Origin of the sequence: Trabulsiella guamensis ATCC 49490 (assembly GCF_000734965.1) — a bacterium.
GTDB classification, from domain to species: domain Bacteria; phylum Pseudomonadota; class Gammaproteobacteria; order Enterobacterales; family Enterobacteriaceae; genus Trabulsiella; species Trabulsiella guamensis.
Genome location: NZ_JMTB01000100.1, coordinates 1 through 14,455, shown reverse-complemented (window position 1 = coordinate 14,455; position 14,455 = coordinate 1). Strand labels below are relative to the sequence as shown.

Here is a 14,455-nt window from a genome sequence, read left to right as displayed (position 1 = left end):
GTATTGCCCGACGCCACAGGTGTCGGGCAACGTTATTAGCGCTGGAGAAACGCCAGCAGGTCCTCGTTAATCTGCTGCTTATGGGTGGTACAGATCCCATGAGAGCCCCCTTTGTAAACCTTCAGCTCTGCATCCGGTAGTATTTCCGCCGCCACTTTGCCGCAGGTTTCAAAGGGAACAATCTGATCATCATCACCGTGGATCACCAGCGTCGGGATCGTCATCCGGCGCAGATCTTCGCGCAGGTCAGTTTCCGAAAATGCTTTAATGCAGTCATAAAGCGCTTTGATTGAGCCCTGCAATCCTTGTGAGACAAACCCCTGGCGCACGGCTTCGGACGCCTTCGCACCGTCACGGTTATACCCATAGAACGCCTGCGTCAGCTCATAGAAAAAGGCGCCGCGATCATTAATCACGCCTTCGCGAATACCGTCGAAGACCTCTTTCGGTACGCCGTTCGGGTTGAAATCGGTCTTGATCATAATCGGCGTCACCGCCCCAATCAGCACCGCTTTCGCCACACGCTCCGTGCCGTGGCGACCAATGTAGCGCGCCACTTCGCCGCCGCCCGTCGAGTGACCGACGTGCACCGCCTCTTTCAGATTCAGATGCGCGGTCAGTTGCGCCAGGTCATCCGCATACTGATCCATATTATGCCCGTCCCAGGGCTGCGCCGAGCGACCATGACCGCGACGGTCATGAGCAATCACACGATATCCCTTCGATGCCAGAAACAACATTTGATCTTCAAACGCATCCGCTGTCAGCGGCCAGCCATGGCTGAACACGACCGGTTGACCGCTTCCCCAGTCTTTAAAATACAGGTAGCTGCCATCGTTGAGTGTAAGTTTGTCGAAGCTGCTCATAGTTACTCCTGAAGCGGAGGGTGTCGCCCCACGCAACACCGCCTGAAAAGGATAAGCCAGAATCCAGAAAGGTGACGGGTTTCGCATAAAAATCCTGTGAGCACCCGGATAAACATTCTTTATTGTGCTCTTTATCACTTCAAACTGGCGCCAACTCTCAGTATGATGGCGAGAGGACAACCCTTGCCGCTGACGGTGAGGGTTTTCTTTTGGATACAGGTACCTGGAAAGACATGGAGTAAATAATGACCAGACCCGCCATCATTATTAATGAGTTCGATGCTGAACGCATCGACCGCCTGCTTGAACAACCCGCTTTTGCCAACTTACCGGTGGCTGAAGCTCTAAACGCCGAACTGGATCGTGCAAAGATGTGTGCGCCTGAAGAGATGCCTCATGACGTCGTCAGCATGAACAGCCAGGTACGCTTTCGTGATTTAACGACCGGTGAAGAACGTGTGCGCACCCTGGTCTTCCCTGCACAAGTGACCGACAGCAATACGCAGCTTTCTGTCATGGCGCCCGTCGGGGCGGCGCTGCTGGGTTTACGCGTGGGCAATACCATTCACTGGCAATTGCCGGGCGGCACCTCAACGCACCTCGAAGTGATTGAACTGCTGTATCAGCCTGAAGCGGCGGGAGATTTTCACCGCTGATTCTGCTGCTTTTCATGGAGGATGTTGAAACATCCTCTTTCCGTTTCCCCCACCAGCAAAACTTTACGCCATATTCCCCCGCTCATTGACAAATTTGCGACCTGATTGACACAAAAATGTCGCCGAATATGTTTCAATATATGTATCTCATAAGGACAAGGAGCTACGCATATGTACAAAACGATCATTATGCCGGTTGATGTCTTTGAAATGGAGCTAAGTGACAAGGCTATCCGCCATGCGGAGTTTATGGCACAACAGGATGGCGTTATTCATTTACTTCACGTACTGCCGGGTTCCGCCAGCTTTACGATGAGCCGCTTCGCCGCAGATTTACGCCGCTTTGAGGAGCATCTGCAACATGAAGCGGAAACCCGCCTGCAGACGATGATCGGGCATTTCAGCATCGCCCCATCCCGGATAAAAATGCATGTTCGCATCGGTACCGTTCGCGATGTGGTGAACGAGCTTGCCGAAGACCTGGATGCCGACGTGGTGGTTATCGGCTCCCGCAACCCCTCCATCACGACCCATCTGCTCGGCTCGAACGCCTCAAGCGTGATTCGTCACGCCCATATCCCGGTTCTGGTGGTCCGCTGACTTTTCCGGAGGCTACCGACAGGTAGCCTCTCCATGTTCTACTGCTGCCGGGTGAGTAGCAACCTGATCCCTAACCCGACAAACCCCGTCGCAAAACCGATACGCAGCGCTTTGAGGATTCCCGGCTTTGACAATACCTGTCCGCGCGCGAAAGCGGAAAAAACGCCGTAAAGCGAGAATATACACAGCGTCATCAACATGAAAATGCCACTGAGTATTAACAGTTCAGTGACTGGCGACATGGCGTTAGTGCGAATAAACTGCGGCAGAAAGGCGAGAAAAAAGAGCGGCAGCTTGGGGTTCAGCAGGTTAATCAGTATCGCGTGAAGTATGATTTCGATCGGCGATTTGCCCTTCCCTTGCGGGTTGAGCTGCATTGTTCCCGTCTCTTTAAGAGTGTTCCATGCCATATACAACAGCCAGATCACACCCAGTATTTTAATGCCTTCAAACGCCAGTTGACTGGTATGGAAAATCGCCGCCAGACCGGTTATCGCAGCGATCATGTGGGGAATGATCCCAAGCGTGCAACCAAAGGCGGCAATAAGGCTTTTTTTAACGCCCTGCGATAACCCGGTGGCAACGGTATACAGAGTGCCGGTGCCGGGCGACACAACGACAATAAAAGAGGTTATCAGGAATTCGGTGCTGATTTGCATGGCGTAACATCTCGTTGAAGTGAGGAATAACGCAAACTATTCCTGACCCATCGCCACCCTGTCTTGAACAAAATTGCAGAAACCGTTTCACGAAAGCGAAAGGATGTACTGACCCGGTGTTACACCAAATTGCCGCCGGAATGCGCGAGTCAGGTGGCTCTGATCAGCAAAGCCTGCCTGCAGTGCAGCATCAATGGGCCGCGCTCCCTGTTGCAACAACCGTTTTGCCAGCCGCACGCGAGACTGAAGGAGCCACGCATGTGGAGTGGTTCCGGTTTCGCGGGAAAACCCTCTTATCAACTGAAAACGGCTCATGCCGCAGGCGTCAGCAAGGGCCGCGAGGGTAATGGGTTCCGCAGGTGAATCATCAAGATACTCTCTGGCGAGCGCAATAGAGGGAGAACAGACGCTGCGCGGCATCGCCGACAGCAAGTGCTGTTTTTTCACCTGCATCAGGCTCAGCATGACGGCTTCTTCAATGGCGGCGTGGTCAGGCACCGGGCTATTCAGCATCAAAAAGAGCTGCTGCATGTGCCTACTAAGTGCCGCATCAGTGGCTATCGGTTTCATATCAACCTGCCCGTGCAGTTCTTGCGCCACCACATCAGGTTCGATGTAGAGCATATGCCAGCCACGCGGCCCGGCCAGCGGTACGCCATCATGGATCTCTCCAGGATTCACCATGATGATATTTCCCGCCGACGCCTCCACGCTACCGATACAACTTTGCGAGCGTTGCGCCCCTTCGACAAACACGCCAATACCGAACTGATCATGCGAGTGACGCGGAAAAGTATGCGCCGTCAGCAGCGAAACCGCTTCCACACCTGGCATTAACTGGCGATACTGCCTGACCTGATGGATGGCTGCTTTCATCAACATTCCCGCGCGCATTGACCTGAAACCTTAGGTGTAGCAAAAACGCACGTCCGGTGTCACCAAAAACAAAAAAACCCGGCGCTTTCGCGGCCGGGTTGTATTGCAGGTGTGGTCTTACTTTTTTTATGCTGTTTTGGTGCGAATCAGATAATCGAACGAACTCAGAGAGGCTTTAGCGCCTTCGCCGGTCGCGATGATAATCTGCTTATACGGTACTGTGGTGCAGTCGCCCGCTGCAAAAACGCCCTTCACGCTGGTTTCGCATTTCGCATCAATGATGATTTCGCCCATACGGTTGCGTTCGACAGCGCCTTCCAGCCAGGTGGTATTCGGCAGCAGACCAATCTGGACAAAAATCCCTGACAGCGCGACGTGGTGCGAGTCGCCGCTGACGCGGTCGCGATACTCAAGCCCCGTCACTTTACTGCCATCGCCTTTCACTTCGGTGGTCTGGGCATTAAGGATGATATCGACATTGTTCAGGCTGCGGACTTTATCCTGCAATACCTGGTCTGCTTTCATTTCCGGCGCAAATTCGAGCAGCGTGACGTGTTCAACGATACCGGCAAGGTCAATCGCCGCTTCCACGCCGGAGTTACCGCCGCCGATGACCGCCACGCGCTTGCCTTTAAACAGCGGACCATCACAGTGCGGGCAGTAGGTCACGCCTTTGGTACGATACTGATCTTCACCCGGCACATTCATGTTGCGCCATTTAGCGCCGGTCGCGATGATGATGCTGCGCGCTTTCAGGGTCGCGCCAGACGCCGTTTCAATCTGATGCAAACCGCCTTCCTGCGCCGCCGGTACCAGCTTGCTGGCGCTCTGGCTGTCGATCACATCGACCTCATAATCTGACACGTGGGCTTTCAGCGCACCTGCCAGTTTCTGGCCTTCGGTTTTCGGCACAGAAATATAGTTTTCGATATCGACAGTATCCAGCACCTGGCCGCCGAAGCGTTCCCCCATCAGGCCAGTACGGATCCCTTTACGTGCGGAATAGACCGCCGCGGCGGCACCCGCCGGGCCGGAGCCGACAATCAGCACATCGTAGGCGTCACGTTTGTTCAGCTCTTCCGCCGCGCGTTTTTCCGCACCGGTATCCACTTTGGCGACAATTTCAGCGAGCGTCATGCGCCCCTGACCAAACTCTTTACCATTCACGAACACCGCCGGAACGCCCATCACGTTGCGGTCGGTAACTTCATTCTGGAACGTACCGCCATCAATCGCTGTGTGCTTAATGCGCGGGTTCAGTACCGCCATCAGGTTCAGCGCCTGAACCACGTCCGGGCAGTTATGGCAGGAGAGCGAGTAATAGGTTTCAAATTCGAAATCGCCATCGATATCGCGGATCTGCTCCAGCAACGTCTGCGCTTCTTTCGACGGGTGACCACCGGTCCACAGCAGTGCCAGCACCAGTGAAGTAAATTCATGACCCAGCGGCGAACCAGCGAAACGCGGCCCCTGCGTTGACCCCGGGTTGGTAATCAAAAACGAGGGTTTGCGCACCGGCAGACTGTGGTCTTCTTTAAAGGTCACCTGCGGCGACAGTTCAGCGATCTCGGTCAGCAGTTCCTTGATTTCGGCCGATTTTTCGCTGTCATCCAGCGTGGCAATCAGCTCAACAGGTTTTGTCAGTTTCTCAAGGTAGGCCTTGAGCTGGGTTTTCATCGTAGTGTCGAGCATGTCCAATCTCCTGCTTGAAAAACATCATCATGCAAGCTGCCTCGTACAGGCTGCCTGAATACAACTTGCATCATGGTGCTGGAATAAAATGGGCGCGGGTGCGCCCATGATGAAAGCAATCTTCTGAGGCCTGCAGCAGGTCCTGTCAGACTTAGATTTTACCTACGAGGTCTAAGGACGGAGCCAGAGTAGCATCGCCTTCTTTCCATTTCGCCGGGCAAACTTCGCCTGGGTGAGAAGCAACATACTGCGCGGCTTTCACTTTACGCAGCAGGTCAGACGCGTCGCGGCCGATACCTTCAGCGGTAACTTCGATAGCCTGGATAATACCCTGCGGGTCAACAACGAAAGTGGCACGATCCGCCAGGCCTTCATCTTCACGCATGTTGTCAAAGTTACGGGTCAGGGCGCCAGTCGGGTCACCGATCATCGCGTATTTGATTTTAGCGATAGTCTCAGAGCTGCTGTGCCATGCTTTATGGGTAAAGTGGGTATCGGTAGAAACAGAGTAAACGTCTACGCCCAGTTTCTGCAGTTCGTCGTAGTGATCTGCAACGTCGCCCAGTTCGGTCGGGCAAACGAAAGTGAAGTCAGCCGGGTAGAAGAAGAAGACGCTCCAGCGGCCTTCGGTATCTTTCTCGGTAACTTCGATGAATTCACCGTTTTTGAACGCCTGGTTTTTGAAAGGTTTGATTTTGGTATTAATTAAGGACATCTATACTTCCTCCGTGTTTTCGTTGAGTGGTAAGGTAACGAACTTTTCCGCATTCGGCTAATGCGTTTCCATTATCAAATCAATAAGTGTTAGCTAACAACGCGCCACCGTCTCACTGACCCTGCGCAACGCTGACAGCATACTACCCATTGATTCATAAGGATTTTCATGATTAAACGTCCCCTTCTTATCGCCATGATCCCCTGCTTTGTCTCCGCCCAGGAACTACCGGAAGCGGTAAAAACCATCGAAAAACAGGGTATTACCATCGTCAAACCGTTTGAGGTGCCAGGCGGTATGAAAGGCTATCTCGGTAAATATCAGGATATGGGCGTGACTATCTACGTCACACCGGATGGCAAACACGCTATCTCGGGTTATATGTACGACGATAAAGGGGCTAACCTGAGCGAACAGATCATCCAGAAAGAGATCTATGCACCCGCTGGCCGCGAAATGTGGCATCGCATGGAGAACGCCAGCTGGATCCCCGATGGCAAGAAAACGGCCCCGAAGGTTATTTATGTCTTTGCTGATCCCTTCTGTCCTTACTGTAAGCAGTTCTGGAACCAGGCACGGCCCTGGGTAGAATCCGGAAAGATTCAGCTCCGTACGCTGATGGTGGGCGTGATTAAACCGGAAAGTCCCGCAACAGCCGCCGCCATTCTCAGCGCCAGTGATCCGGCCAAAACCTGGCATGATTACGAGCAGTCGGCAGGTAAGCTGACGCTTGATGTGCCGAAATCTATTCCGCCAGCGCAGATGAAAGTATTGAACGAGAACCAGAAGCTGATGGATGATCTCGGCGCTAACGCCACCCCCGCTATTTATTATATGAATAGCGAAAATGAGCTTCAGCAGGTTGTCGGACTGCCTGACAACAACCAGTTAAAAGCCATGCTGGGTGAAAAACCATAACCAACAACGCGATAGTTTTCACAGGCAATATTCCCGGTCTGTGAAAACTACTACAAATGTTCCTTAGCAAAATTTTACTTATCGAATATAATGATCTATTAATCATTATTGCTGACGTAACGATTAAATAGAACTCACCAGGATCGGTGATATATCGTCGTCCCGCTGATGCGATTGCCCGCTGAAGGATAAAACATGGCTAATCTCTACGATCTCAAAAAATTCGACCTCAATCTTTTAGTGATTTTTGAATGCATTTACCAGCATCTTAGCATCAGTAAAGCGGCGGAAACGCTGTTCATCACCCCTTCTGCGGTTAGCCAGTCACTGCAGCGACTGCGCAACCAGTTTAACGATCCTCTGTTTATTCGTTCTGGTAAAGGTATTACGCCCACTACCGTCGGCATAAATCTGCATCGATACCTTGAGAATAACCTCAATCAAATCGAGCAAACTATCAATATAATGCATAGTTCAGTGTTGAAAAAACAGTTTGTGATCTACTGCTCTTCGCTTTTACTGGCAGGCGGAATGCTGGATCTTATTACGACTTTACGTAAGCAGAACAATTATGAAATCGAGCATCATGATATTTTTGTCACTCCCGAATCAGCCGAAGATTTACTCGCCTGGCGTAAAGCAGATTTGATCATCTCTATTTTCCCGACCACTAACCGCTCGGTGATTTCTGAACACTACATGAGTACGCCAGTGATCCTCGCCTGCCGCAAAAACCACCCGCGAATGGGAGACTACGCAGACCTTGCTGCCCTGCATAAAGAGGAGTTTACCTATTACCTGACCGATGAGCCTGGCGCAAAACAGATGCGTGATTTCACTGATATGCAATTCCCGGAACGAAAGTGTACTTTTCGCAGCGATTCTCTGATTTCGATTATTAATATGGTGGCAAACACCGATATTCTTGGGTTAATCCCAAAAATCGCTTTTGATTATTATAAAGATGCTTTGCAGTTGAGGGAAATAAAAACATCATTGACACTACCTGAAATTAACCTCTACCTCATGTATAACCGGATATCTCTCTCCAACGACTCATTTGCAACATTCATTAATCAAATTAAAAAATAACCATTCCATAAAGCATTCGGTTTCTGAATGCTTTACTTTCTTTTTATTCGTACAAATAATATTAAATAAAAAATTCCAACGCATATTTGTCATAATAAAAACTCATTATATTATAAGGAACTCTGGATTCACACTTGTACGGAAACTGACCATGTCCATTTACAAATACCCACTTAACCAGAATGTGCTGGAGGCTGCCACCGAACGTATTTCATGGGCACTCACTAATTTACCAAAAGTATGCATCTCCTTTTCAGGGGGAAAAGACTCCACTGTCATGTTGCATATCGCAGCACAGCAAGCTCGCAAGCTCAATAAAAAAATCTACGTGTTATTTATCGACTGGGAAGCGCAATTTTCGGCGACGATTACGCACATTGAAGCCATGCGCACACAGTATCAGGATGTTATTGAACATTTCTGGTGGGTTGCGTTGCCATTAACCACCCAAAATTCTCTGTCGCAGTTCGAACCAGAATGGCAATGCTGGCAACCCGGCACCGCCTGGGTTCGCGAGCCGCCGCAGGATACCATTACCCGGCCCGATGATTTTCCCTTCTACCAGCCGGGGATGACTTTCGAAGCATTTGTGCGTCACTTTGCCGACTGGTTCGCCGGCCATCGCCCTGCGGCTATGCTGGTCGGGATCCGTGCTGACGAATCCTACAACCGGTTTTTAACCATCGCCTCAGCCCGTAAACAGCGCTTCGCCGATGACAAGCCCTGGACCACTATTGCTCCGGGCGGGCATACCTGGTATGTCTATCCGATCTATGACTGGAAAACAGCAGATATCTGGACCTGGTTTGCTAAAACGCAACTGAGTTACAACCCCTTGTATGACCTGATGTATCAGGCAGGCGTCCCCTTGCGCTATATGCGTATTTGCGAACCGTACGGCCCCGAGCAGCGTCAGGGGCTGTGGCTGTATCATGTGATTGAGCCTGAGCGCTGGGCCGCCATGTGTCAGCGAGTCAGCGGCACGCAAAGCGGCGGGCTTTATGCCGGCCAGGATAATCAATTCTACGGTCATCGCAAACTCGACAAACCCACAAACCATAGCTGGCAAAGCTATGCCCTGTTTTTGCTGGAAAGCATGCCACAGAAAACAGCCGAACATTACCGAAACAAAATTGCAATTTACCTGCACTGGTATCAGAAAAGGGGCGAAGAGATCCCGGATACCCAGCACGGTGATACTGGCTCGAAAGACATTCCTTCATGGCGACGCATCTGCAAGGTACTGCTCAACAATGACTACTGGTGCCGGATGCTCTCTTTCAGTCCAACCAAACCTGAGCACTATCAACGCTACAGCAACCACATGGCAAAAAAACGCAAGGAATGGAACATCTTATGCAACAACAGCTAACTCACCAGCTCGAGCACTACCTGGATTCGCTGGGCGAAGAAGAACGTATCGAGGCCATTAATCAGTTTCGTCTGGCACTTCATCGTCACAGTCCCTTTCAGGATCAACCGGTGGATTGTGTGTTATGGGTGAAGCAGGAAAATGTAGTCCCTAATAACTACAACCCCAATAACGTGGCACCTCCCGAACGGCGGCTGCTGCAAAAATCGCTGGAAGCAGATGGTTTTACCCAGCCTGTTGTCGTGGTATCGCGTGGAAAACACCGTTTCGAGATTATCGATGGTTTTCATCGTCAGGAGCTGGTTAAAACGAAAAACGTGCTAAAAGCGCAGCTTAAGGGATATCTCCCGGTCACCTGTCTACAGGATAATGGCCCACCCTCGGCCTCTGGCATGGCCTCGACCATCCGTCATAATCGGGCCAGGGGAAGGCACCAGATCAACGCCATGTCTGACATTATCCGCGAGCTTGCCCAACAAGGATGGAGTGAGGAAAAAATTGGCAAAGAACTGGGTATGGACAGCGACGAAGTACTGCGTCTAAAACAAATGAGCGGTCTGCTGGAGTTATTTGCCGACCGTCATTTTTCCGGGGCCTGGACCGTCAAGTAAGCCTGCGAATTTAACAGCAGCGGGCACCGCCCTTACCGCCATAACGCGCATCTTGTCTGTCGCGGAAAAAGGCTTCATAGGTCATGGGTGTCTGGTCGGGATGATTCACGCGCATATGCTCGACGTAATTATCATAATCAGGCACACCGACCATCATCTTCGCCGCCTGACCCAGATATTTTCCGGCTTTCGAAAGCGTGTCGAACATAACTGCTCCACTCAGGTTTGCCGGGTAACACGCTCGTTACCCGGCCTGTTGTGATTAATGTGCGCCTTTTGCCTGCGTCACGATCTGGTCGAGATTTTCAGGCATCGGTTCATAAGGCAGCTCTTTATCCGTCGGCTCATCGACTTTCAACGCTGCCAGCGCCGTCTTCACAGAATACAACGCCAGCACCACGACCACCACCATAAAGAAGATGGTCAACCCGGCATCCAGTCGGTTGTTGAACACCAGTTGAGCCAGTTGCGATTCGGTGTACTGCGACGGAATGTTGCCGCTGTCGATCATCCCCTGGAAGCGGTTGGCGATAGCCAAGAAGCCCACTTTCACATCCGGGCTAAAGGCTTTCTGCCAGCCAGCGGTGAGCGTACAAATCAGCAGCCATGCGGTTGGCAGCAACGCCACCCATGCGTAGCGCTGGCGCTTCATCTTAAACAGCACCACGGCGCAGAGCATCAGGGCCATGCCTGCCAGCATCTGGTTGGCGATACCAAACAGTGGCCACAGGGTGTTGATGCCACCCAGCGGATCCACCACGCCCTGATGCAGGAAGTAACCCCAGGCCAGTACGCAAAGCGCGGTGGCCAGCAGGTTTGCCGGTAGGGAATCAGTACGCTTGAGATTCGGGCTGATGACACCGAGCAAATCCTGCAGCATAAAGCGCGCCGCACGGGTACCGGCATCCACCGCGGTCAGAATAAACAATGCTTCAAACAGAATGGCGAAGTGGTACCAGAATGAGACGTCCATCAGGCCGCCCAGCGAACCGTGCAGAATGTAGGCCATGCCTACCGCCAGCGTCGGCGCTCCACCCGCACGCGAGATAATCGACTGTTCGCCCACTTCGCTGGCGATTTGCTTCAGCGTATCCGGCGTAACGGTGAAGCCCCAGCTACTGACCACCTGCGCAGCAGAGGCCACCACGTCGGTTGTCCCGGCGGGTGCCAGTACCGCCATCGGGCTGTTCATCGCAAAATAGACGCCCGGGTCGATGATGCACGCCGCCACCAGCGCCATGATCGCCACGAAGGATTCCATCAGCATGCCGCCATAGCCAATCAGGCAAGCCTGATTTTCGTTCGCCAGCATTTTCGGGGTGGTGCCGGATGAGATCAACGCATGGAAGCCTGAGACAGCGCCACAGGCGATGGTAATGAACAGGAACGGGAACAGGTCACCCGTCCATACCGGGCCAGTGCCATCAACAAACTTCGTCAGCGACGGCATGGTCAGCGTCGGACGCATGATCAAAATACCGATCGCCAGCCCGACAATAGTACCGATTTTCAGGAAAGTAGAGAGGTAATCACGCGGGGCCAGCAGCAGCCACACCGGCAATACCGCCGCCACGAAACCGTACCCCACCAGCATCCAGGTCAGCTGCACACCGGTAAAGTCAAACCACGGCGCCCAGGTTTCGCTCTCTGCCACCCAACCGCCAGAAATAATGGCGAACACCAGCAGCACGAGACCGATGACCGACACTTCACCTATCCGCCCCGGGCGCAGGTAGCGAATATAGATCCCCATGAACAGCGCCAGCGGAATGGTAAAGGCGACGGTATAGGTTCCCCACGGGCTGTGAGTCAGGGCTTTCACCACGATCATCGCCAGCACCGCAAGGATGATGACCATGATCATAAAGGTCGCGATCAGCGCGATAACACCCGCCGTCGGCCCCATTTCTTCTTTCACCAGCTCGCCCAGCGAACGGCCATCACGGCGGGTGGAGACAAACAACACCATAAAGTCCTGAACCGCCCCGGCGAGTACCACACCCGCGAGGATCCAGATCATGCCCGGGAGATAGCCCATCTGCGCGGCCAGCACCGGCCCGACCAGCGGCCCTGCACCGGCTATCGCCGCAAAATGGTGCCCGAACAATACTTTCTTATCGGTTGGCACATAATCCAGCCCGTCGTTATGGCGGACGGCTGGCGTCATGCGTGTCGGGTCAACCGCGAGGACATTATTCGCGATATAGCGACCGTAAAAACGATAGGCAATAAGATAAAGACAGACCGACGCCACGACGATCCACAACGCATTTATCTGTTCACCACGGTTGAGGGCGATATAGCCCAGGGCAAAGGCTCCCAACACGGCAAGCACAGCCCATATGAGGTATTTCCCTGCGTTATTCATTGTGTAGGTTCCATTAGCGCTGAAGTAAGTTGTTACATTTTGTATCTATAACACTCGAATGGAAATTAACAATCCAATAACTCAAGAAAGCGGACATATCACCGATTTTTTACATCACATTGTTAAGCCGATCACTTTCGGTCATTTCACCCCAATACCCGCGTGCTCAACCGGCATGTACAGCAGCGCCGCCCCTGTTCATCAAACAGCACAATTTCCCAGCTCTGGCTTTGTCGTCCGAGGTGCAGCGGCTGACAAACGCCGCGCACTTTCCCCTGAGATACCGGGCGATGATGGGTAACGTTAAGTTCAGTCCCGACCACACACTCCCCGTCACGCGTCATCAGGAAAGCGGCCATCGACCCCAGCGTTTCTGCCAGCGCTGCCGACGCCCCACCATGCAGCAGCCCGAATGGCTGATGCGTGCGCGCATCCACTGGCATTTCGGCTTCCAGCAGATCATCGCCAAGACGGGTGTAATGAATGCCAAGGTGCGCCACCATGGTGTGCTGACTGGTGGCGTTTAGCTCATCAAGAGACAAATGACGTTTCCAGATCATCTACGCCCCCAGCGTTGAGCCGCCATCCACCACAATATCCTGCAGCGTAATGTGGCTGGCATGGTCGGAGGCGAGAAACAGAATCGTGCTGGCAATCTCTTGCGGGCGGGCGATTTTCCCCAGCGGGATGCCGAGTTTAAACTGCTCACCGAAGCCACGAATACGCTGCTGTTTAGCGTCATCGCTGAGCCACAATGTTCTCTGCATATCAGTATCGGTTGAACCTGGTGAGACGAGGTTACAGCGCACGCCACTGGCGGCCAGTTCCAGGCCGACGGTCAACGCCAGGCTTTTCAGTGCCGCTTTTGAGGCGCCATAAGCGCTCATCCCGAGGCGCGGCGTGTGGGCGGCATCCGAGGCGACAGTCACGATCGCCCCGCCCTGTTGCTGACGAAACTGCGCCATTGTCTGCTGGAACAGGTTAAACGCGCCGCCAACGTTTACCGCAAAAGTCTGTTGCCAGTCCGCCACACTCAGCGCATCCGTCGCGCCCATACGCAAAATGCCCGCTGCGTTAACCAGCACATCCAGACGCGACTGACGTTCAAGCAGACGGCGACATACCTGCGCCACCTGCTGTGCGTCGGCCACATCCAGCACTTCCGTGGTAAATGGGTAATGGTCGCCATCGAATGCCAGATCAAATCCGGTCACCATCGCGCCCGCATCCGCGAACGCCAGCGCGGCGACATAGCCGATACCTTTTCCTGCCCCGGTCACCCAGACCGTCTTATCGCGAAAATCAAACCCGGACATCACTTCACCTCGCGGGAGAGCAGCGCCCACCAGGCATTAATAGTCGGGTTCTTCGCCAGCATGACAAAATCGATATCGCCATACGCTTTGCGCCAGCGCGCCGCCAGCGCCATCATGCGTACCGAGTCCAGACCGTAGTCGATCAGGTTGTCGTCATCCAGCGGCTCGTCGGACTCGTCCAGCAGCGGCAGGATCAGCGCCCGTAGCGCGGCTTTTGATGTCGGAGCCGGCAACAGCATGTCAGTCATCACCACCCGTCCGGAACGCCCGGCGACATAGTTGAGTGACATCAGATGTTCTTCGCGGCTGAAATCCGCCAGCGCGTCTGCAACAAAAAACGGTTTGATGTCTCGCATGAAGGCATCCGTTGCGGTGGTCATACAACCGATGTGAGCATAAACCCCGGTGATGATCAGCTGGTTACGTCCGGTTTCTTTCAACATCTGCTCCAGCGGGGAGCGATGAAATGCGCTATAGCGCCATTTCACCAGCACGGTGTCGGCTTCATCTGGCGTCAGCGCGGCGATGATTTGTTGCTGTTCCGGCGAGCGGGTCAGCCCCGGCCCCCACATGTCATTGAGCAGCGCGCGATCATCATCGCTCTGATCTTTCGGCTGCGCGGTGTAATAGACCGGAATATGGTGCTGCCTGCAGTACTGGCGCAGCGCGGCAATGTTGGCGACCACGGTTTCCATCATCGGGCTGTTCTTGCCC

16 protein-coding genes are annotated in these 14,455 nt (G+C 53.2%); 6 read left to right on the top strand and 10 right to left on the bottom strand.

What is annotated here, in order from left to right; genetic code table 11:
• Positions 1 to 35: 35 nt before the first annotated feature.
• Complete coding sequence (locus GTGU_RS16520) at positions 36 to 866, bottom strand: alpha/beta fold hydrolase (RefSeq protein WP_038159453.1); 831 nt, start codon at positions 864 to 866, stop codon at positions 36 to 38.
• Between the two features lie 245 nt (positions 867 to 1,111).
• On the opposite strand from GTGU_RS16520, the gene rnk reads away from it, so the two are divergent.
• Both rnk and uspG read left to right on the top strand, forming a co-directional pair.
• Positions 1,112 to 1,522 carry a nucleoside diphosphate kinase regulator gene (gene rnk / locus GTGU_RS16515; protein ID WP_038159450.1) on the top strand — a complete coding sequence of 137 codons (411 nt, stop codon included), beginning with the start codon at positions 1,112 to 1,114 and terminating at the stop codon, positions 1,520 to 1,522.
• Between the two features lie 171 nt (positions 1,523 to 1,693).
• Entirely contained in the window at positions 1,694 to 2,122 is a 429-nt protein-coding gene (gene uspG / locus GTGU_RS16510; protein WP_038159447.1) for a universal stress protein UspG, read from the top strand.
• A 38-nt stretch (positions 2,123 to 2,160) separates the two neighbouring features.
• Here uspG and GTGU_RS16505 read toward each other — a convergent pair whose 3' ends face one another.
• The 4 genes from GTGU_RS16505 to ahpC form a co-directional block, all read right to left on the bottom strand.
• Positions 2,161 to 2,781: a LysE family translocator gene (locus GTGU_RS16505; protein WP_156964198.1), complete on the bottom strand. Its 621-nt coding sequence runs from the start codon at positions 2,779 to 2,781 to the stop codon at positions 2,161 to 2,163.
• 87 nt (positions 2,782 to 2,868) lie between these two features.
• Positions 2,869 to 3,657, bottom strand: a complete 789-nt coding sequence (locus tag GTGU_RS16500) for an AraC family transcriptional regulator (protein ID WP_038159629.1) — start codon at positions 3,655 to 3,657, stop codon at positions 2,869 to 2,871.
• Positions 3,658 to 3,783: 126 nt separating this feature from the next.
• Positions 3,784 to 5,349 carry an alkyl hydroperoxide reductase subunit F gene (ahpF, locus tag GTGU_RS16495; RefSeq protein ID WP_038159444.1) on the bottom strand — a complete coding sequence of 522 codons (1,566 nt, stop codon included), beginning with the start codon at positions 5,347 to 5,349 and terminating at the stop codon, positions 3,784 to 3,786.
• Positions 5,350 to 5,500: 151 nt separating this feature from the next.
• Entirely contained in the window at positions 5,501 to 6,064 is a 564-nt protein-coding gene (gene ahpC, locus GTGU_RS16490; protein WP_038159440.1) for an alkyl hydroperoxide reductase subunit C, read from the bottom strand.
• Positions 6,065 to 6,232: 168 nt separating this feature from the next.
• Between ahpC and dsbG the strand changes: the two genes are divergently transcribed.
• The 4 genes from dsbG (at position 6,233) to GTGU_RS16470 (ending at position 10,057) form a co-directional block, all read left to right on the top strand.
• Positions 6,233 to 6,982 (top strand): thiol:disulfide interchange protein DsbG, encoded by a 750-nt coding sequence (dsbG, locus tag GTGU_RS16485; protein ID WP_038159438.1) that lies wholly within the window; start codon positions 6,233 to 6,235, stop codon positions 6,980 to 6,982.
• A gap of 195 nt (positions 6,983 to 7,177) precedes the next feature.
• Positions 7,178 to 8,074, top strand: a complete 897-nt coding sequence (gene citR, locus GTGU_RS16480; RefSeq protein ID WP_038159435.1) for a DNA-binding transcriptional repressor CitR — start codon at positions 7,178 to 7,180, stop codon at positions 8,072 to 8,074.
• A 151-nt stretch (positions 8,075 to 8,225) separates the two neighbouring features.
• Positions 8,226 to 9,446, top strand: coding sequence for a phosphoadenosine phosphosulfate reductase (locus GTGU_RS16475; RefSeq protein ID WP_038159432.1), 1,221 nt, complete (start codon positions 8,226 to 8,228; stop codon positions 9,444 to 9,446).
• Positions 9,431 to 10,057, top strand: coding sequence for a ParB N-terminal domain-containing protein (locus GTGU_RS16470; protein WP_038159429.1), 627 nt, complete (start codon positions 9,431 to 9,433; stop codon positions 10,055 to 10,057). Before GTGU_RS16475 ends, GTGU_RS16470 begins: the two co-directional genes overlap by 16 nt.
• 10 nt (positions 10,058 to 10,067) lie before the next feature.
• On the opposite strand, the gene GTGU_RS16465 is transcribed toward GTGU_RS16470, so the two are convergent.
• From GTGU_RS16465 to GTGU_RS16445, 5 genes are all read right to left on the bottom strand, one after another.
• Complete coding sequence (locus GTGU_RS16465) at positions 10,068 to 10,265, bottom strand: YbdD/YjiX family protein (protein WP_038159427.1); 198 nt, start codon at positions 10,263 to 10,265, stop codon at positions 10,068 to 10,070.
• Positions 10,266 to 10,319: 54 nt separating this feature from the next.
• The gene (cstA, locus tag GTGU_RS16460; RefSeq protein WP_038159425.1) at positions 10,320 to 12,425 is read right to left on the bottom strand and encodes a pyruvate/proton symporter CstA; all 2,106 of its coding nucleotides are present in this window, start codon (positions 12,423 to 12,425) and stop codon (positions 10,320 to 10,322) included.
• A 146-nt stretch (positions 12,426 to 12,571) separates the two neighbouring features.
• The gene (gene entH, locus GTGU_RS16455) at positions 12,572 to 12,985 is read right to left on the bottom strand and encodes a proofreading thioesterase EntH (RefSeq protein WP_038159424.1); all 414 of its coding nucleotides are present in this window, start codon (positions 12,983 to 12,985) and stop codon (positions 12,572 to 12,574) included.
• Positions 12,986 to 13,741, bottom strand: a complete 756-nt coding sequence (gene entA, locus GTGU_RS16450) for a 2,3-dihydro-2,3-dihydroxybenzoate dehydrogenase EntA (protein WP_038159421.1) — start codon at positions 13,739 to 13,741, stop codon at positions 12,986 to 12,988.
• On the bottom strand, positions 13,741 to 14,455 hold a 715-nt coding region (locus GTGU_RS16445), incomplete at its 5' end, for an isochorismatase (protein WP_038159417.1). The genes GTGU_RS16445 and entA, both read right to left, overlap by 1 nt.

Excerpts from the sequence above, each read along its gene's own strand:
- GTGU_RS16520 (WP_038159453.1), bottom strand. The coding sequence starts at position 866 with ATGAGCAGCTTCGACAAACTTACACTCAACGATGGCAGCTACCTGTAT.
- rnk (WP_038159450.1), top strand. The coding sequence starts at position 1,112 with ATGACCAGACCCGCCATCATTATTAATGAGTTCGATGCTGAACGCATC.
- uspG (WP_038159447.1), top strand. The coding sequence starts at position 1,694 with ATGTACAAAACGATCATTATGCCGGTTGATGTCTTTGAAATGGAGCTA.
- GTGU_RS16505 (WP_156964198.1), bottom strand. The coding sequence starts at position 2,781 with ATGCAAATCAGCACCGAATTCCTGATAACCTCTTTTATTGTCGTTGTG.
- GTGU_RS16500 (WP_038159629.1), bottom strand. The coding sequence starts at position 3,657 with ATGAAAGCAGCCATCCATCAGGTCAGGCAGTATCGCCAGTTAATGCCA.
- ahpF (WP_038159444.1), bottom strand. The coding sequence starts at position 5,349 with ATGCTCGACACTACGATGAAAACCCAGCTCAAGGCCTACCTTGAGAAA.
- ahpC (WP_038159440.1), bottom strand. The coding sequence starts at position 6,064 with ATGTCCTTAATTAATACCAAAATCAAACCTTTCAAAAACCAGGCGTTC.
- dsbG (WP_038159438.1), top strand. The coding sequence starts at position 6,233 with ATGATTAAACGTCCCCTTCTTATCGCCATGATCCCCTGCTTTGTCTCC.
- citR (WP_038159435.1), top strand. The coding sequence starts at position 7,178 with ATGGCTAATCTCTACGATCTCAAAAAATTCGACCTCAATCTTTTAGTG.
- GTGU_RS16475 (WP_038159432.1), top strand. The coding sequence starts at position 8,226 with ATGTCCATTTACAAATACCCACTTAACCAGAATGTGCTGGAGGCTGCC.
- GTGU_RS16470 (WP_038159429.1), top strand. The coding sequence starts at position 9,431 with ATGCAACAACAGCTAACTCACCAGCTCGAGCACTACCTGGATTCGCTG.
- GTGU_RS16465 (WP_038159427.1), bottom strand. The coding sequence starts at position 10,265 with ATGTTCGACACGCTTTCGAAAGCCGGAAAATATCTGGGTCAGGCGGCG.
- cstA (WP_038159425.1), bottom strand. The coding sequence starts at position 12,425 with ATGAATAACGCAGGGAAATACCTCATATGGGCTGTGCTTGCCGTGTTG.
- entH (WP_038159424.1), bottom strand. The coding sequence starts at position 12,985 with ATGATCTGGAAACGTCATTTGTCTCTTGATGAGCTAAACGCCACCAGT.
- entA (WP_038159421.1), bottom strand. The coding sequence starts at position 13,741 with ATGTCCGGGTTTGATTTTCGCGATAAGACGGTCTGGGTGACCGGGGCA.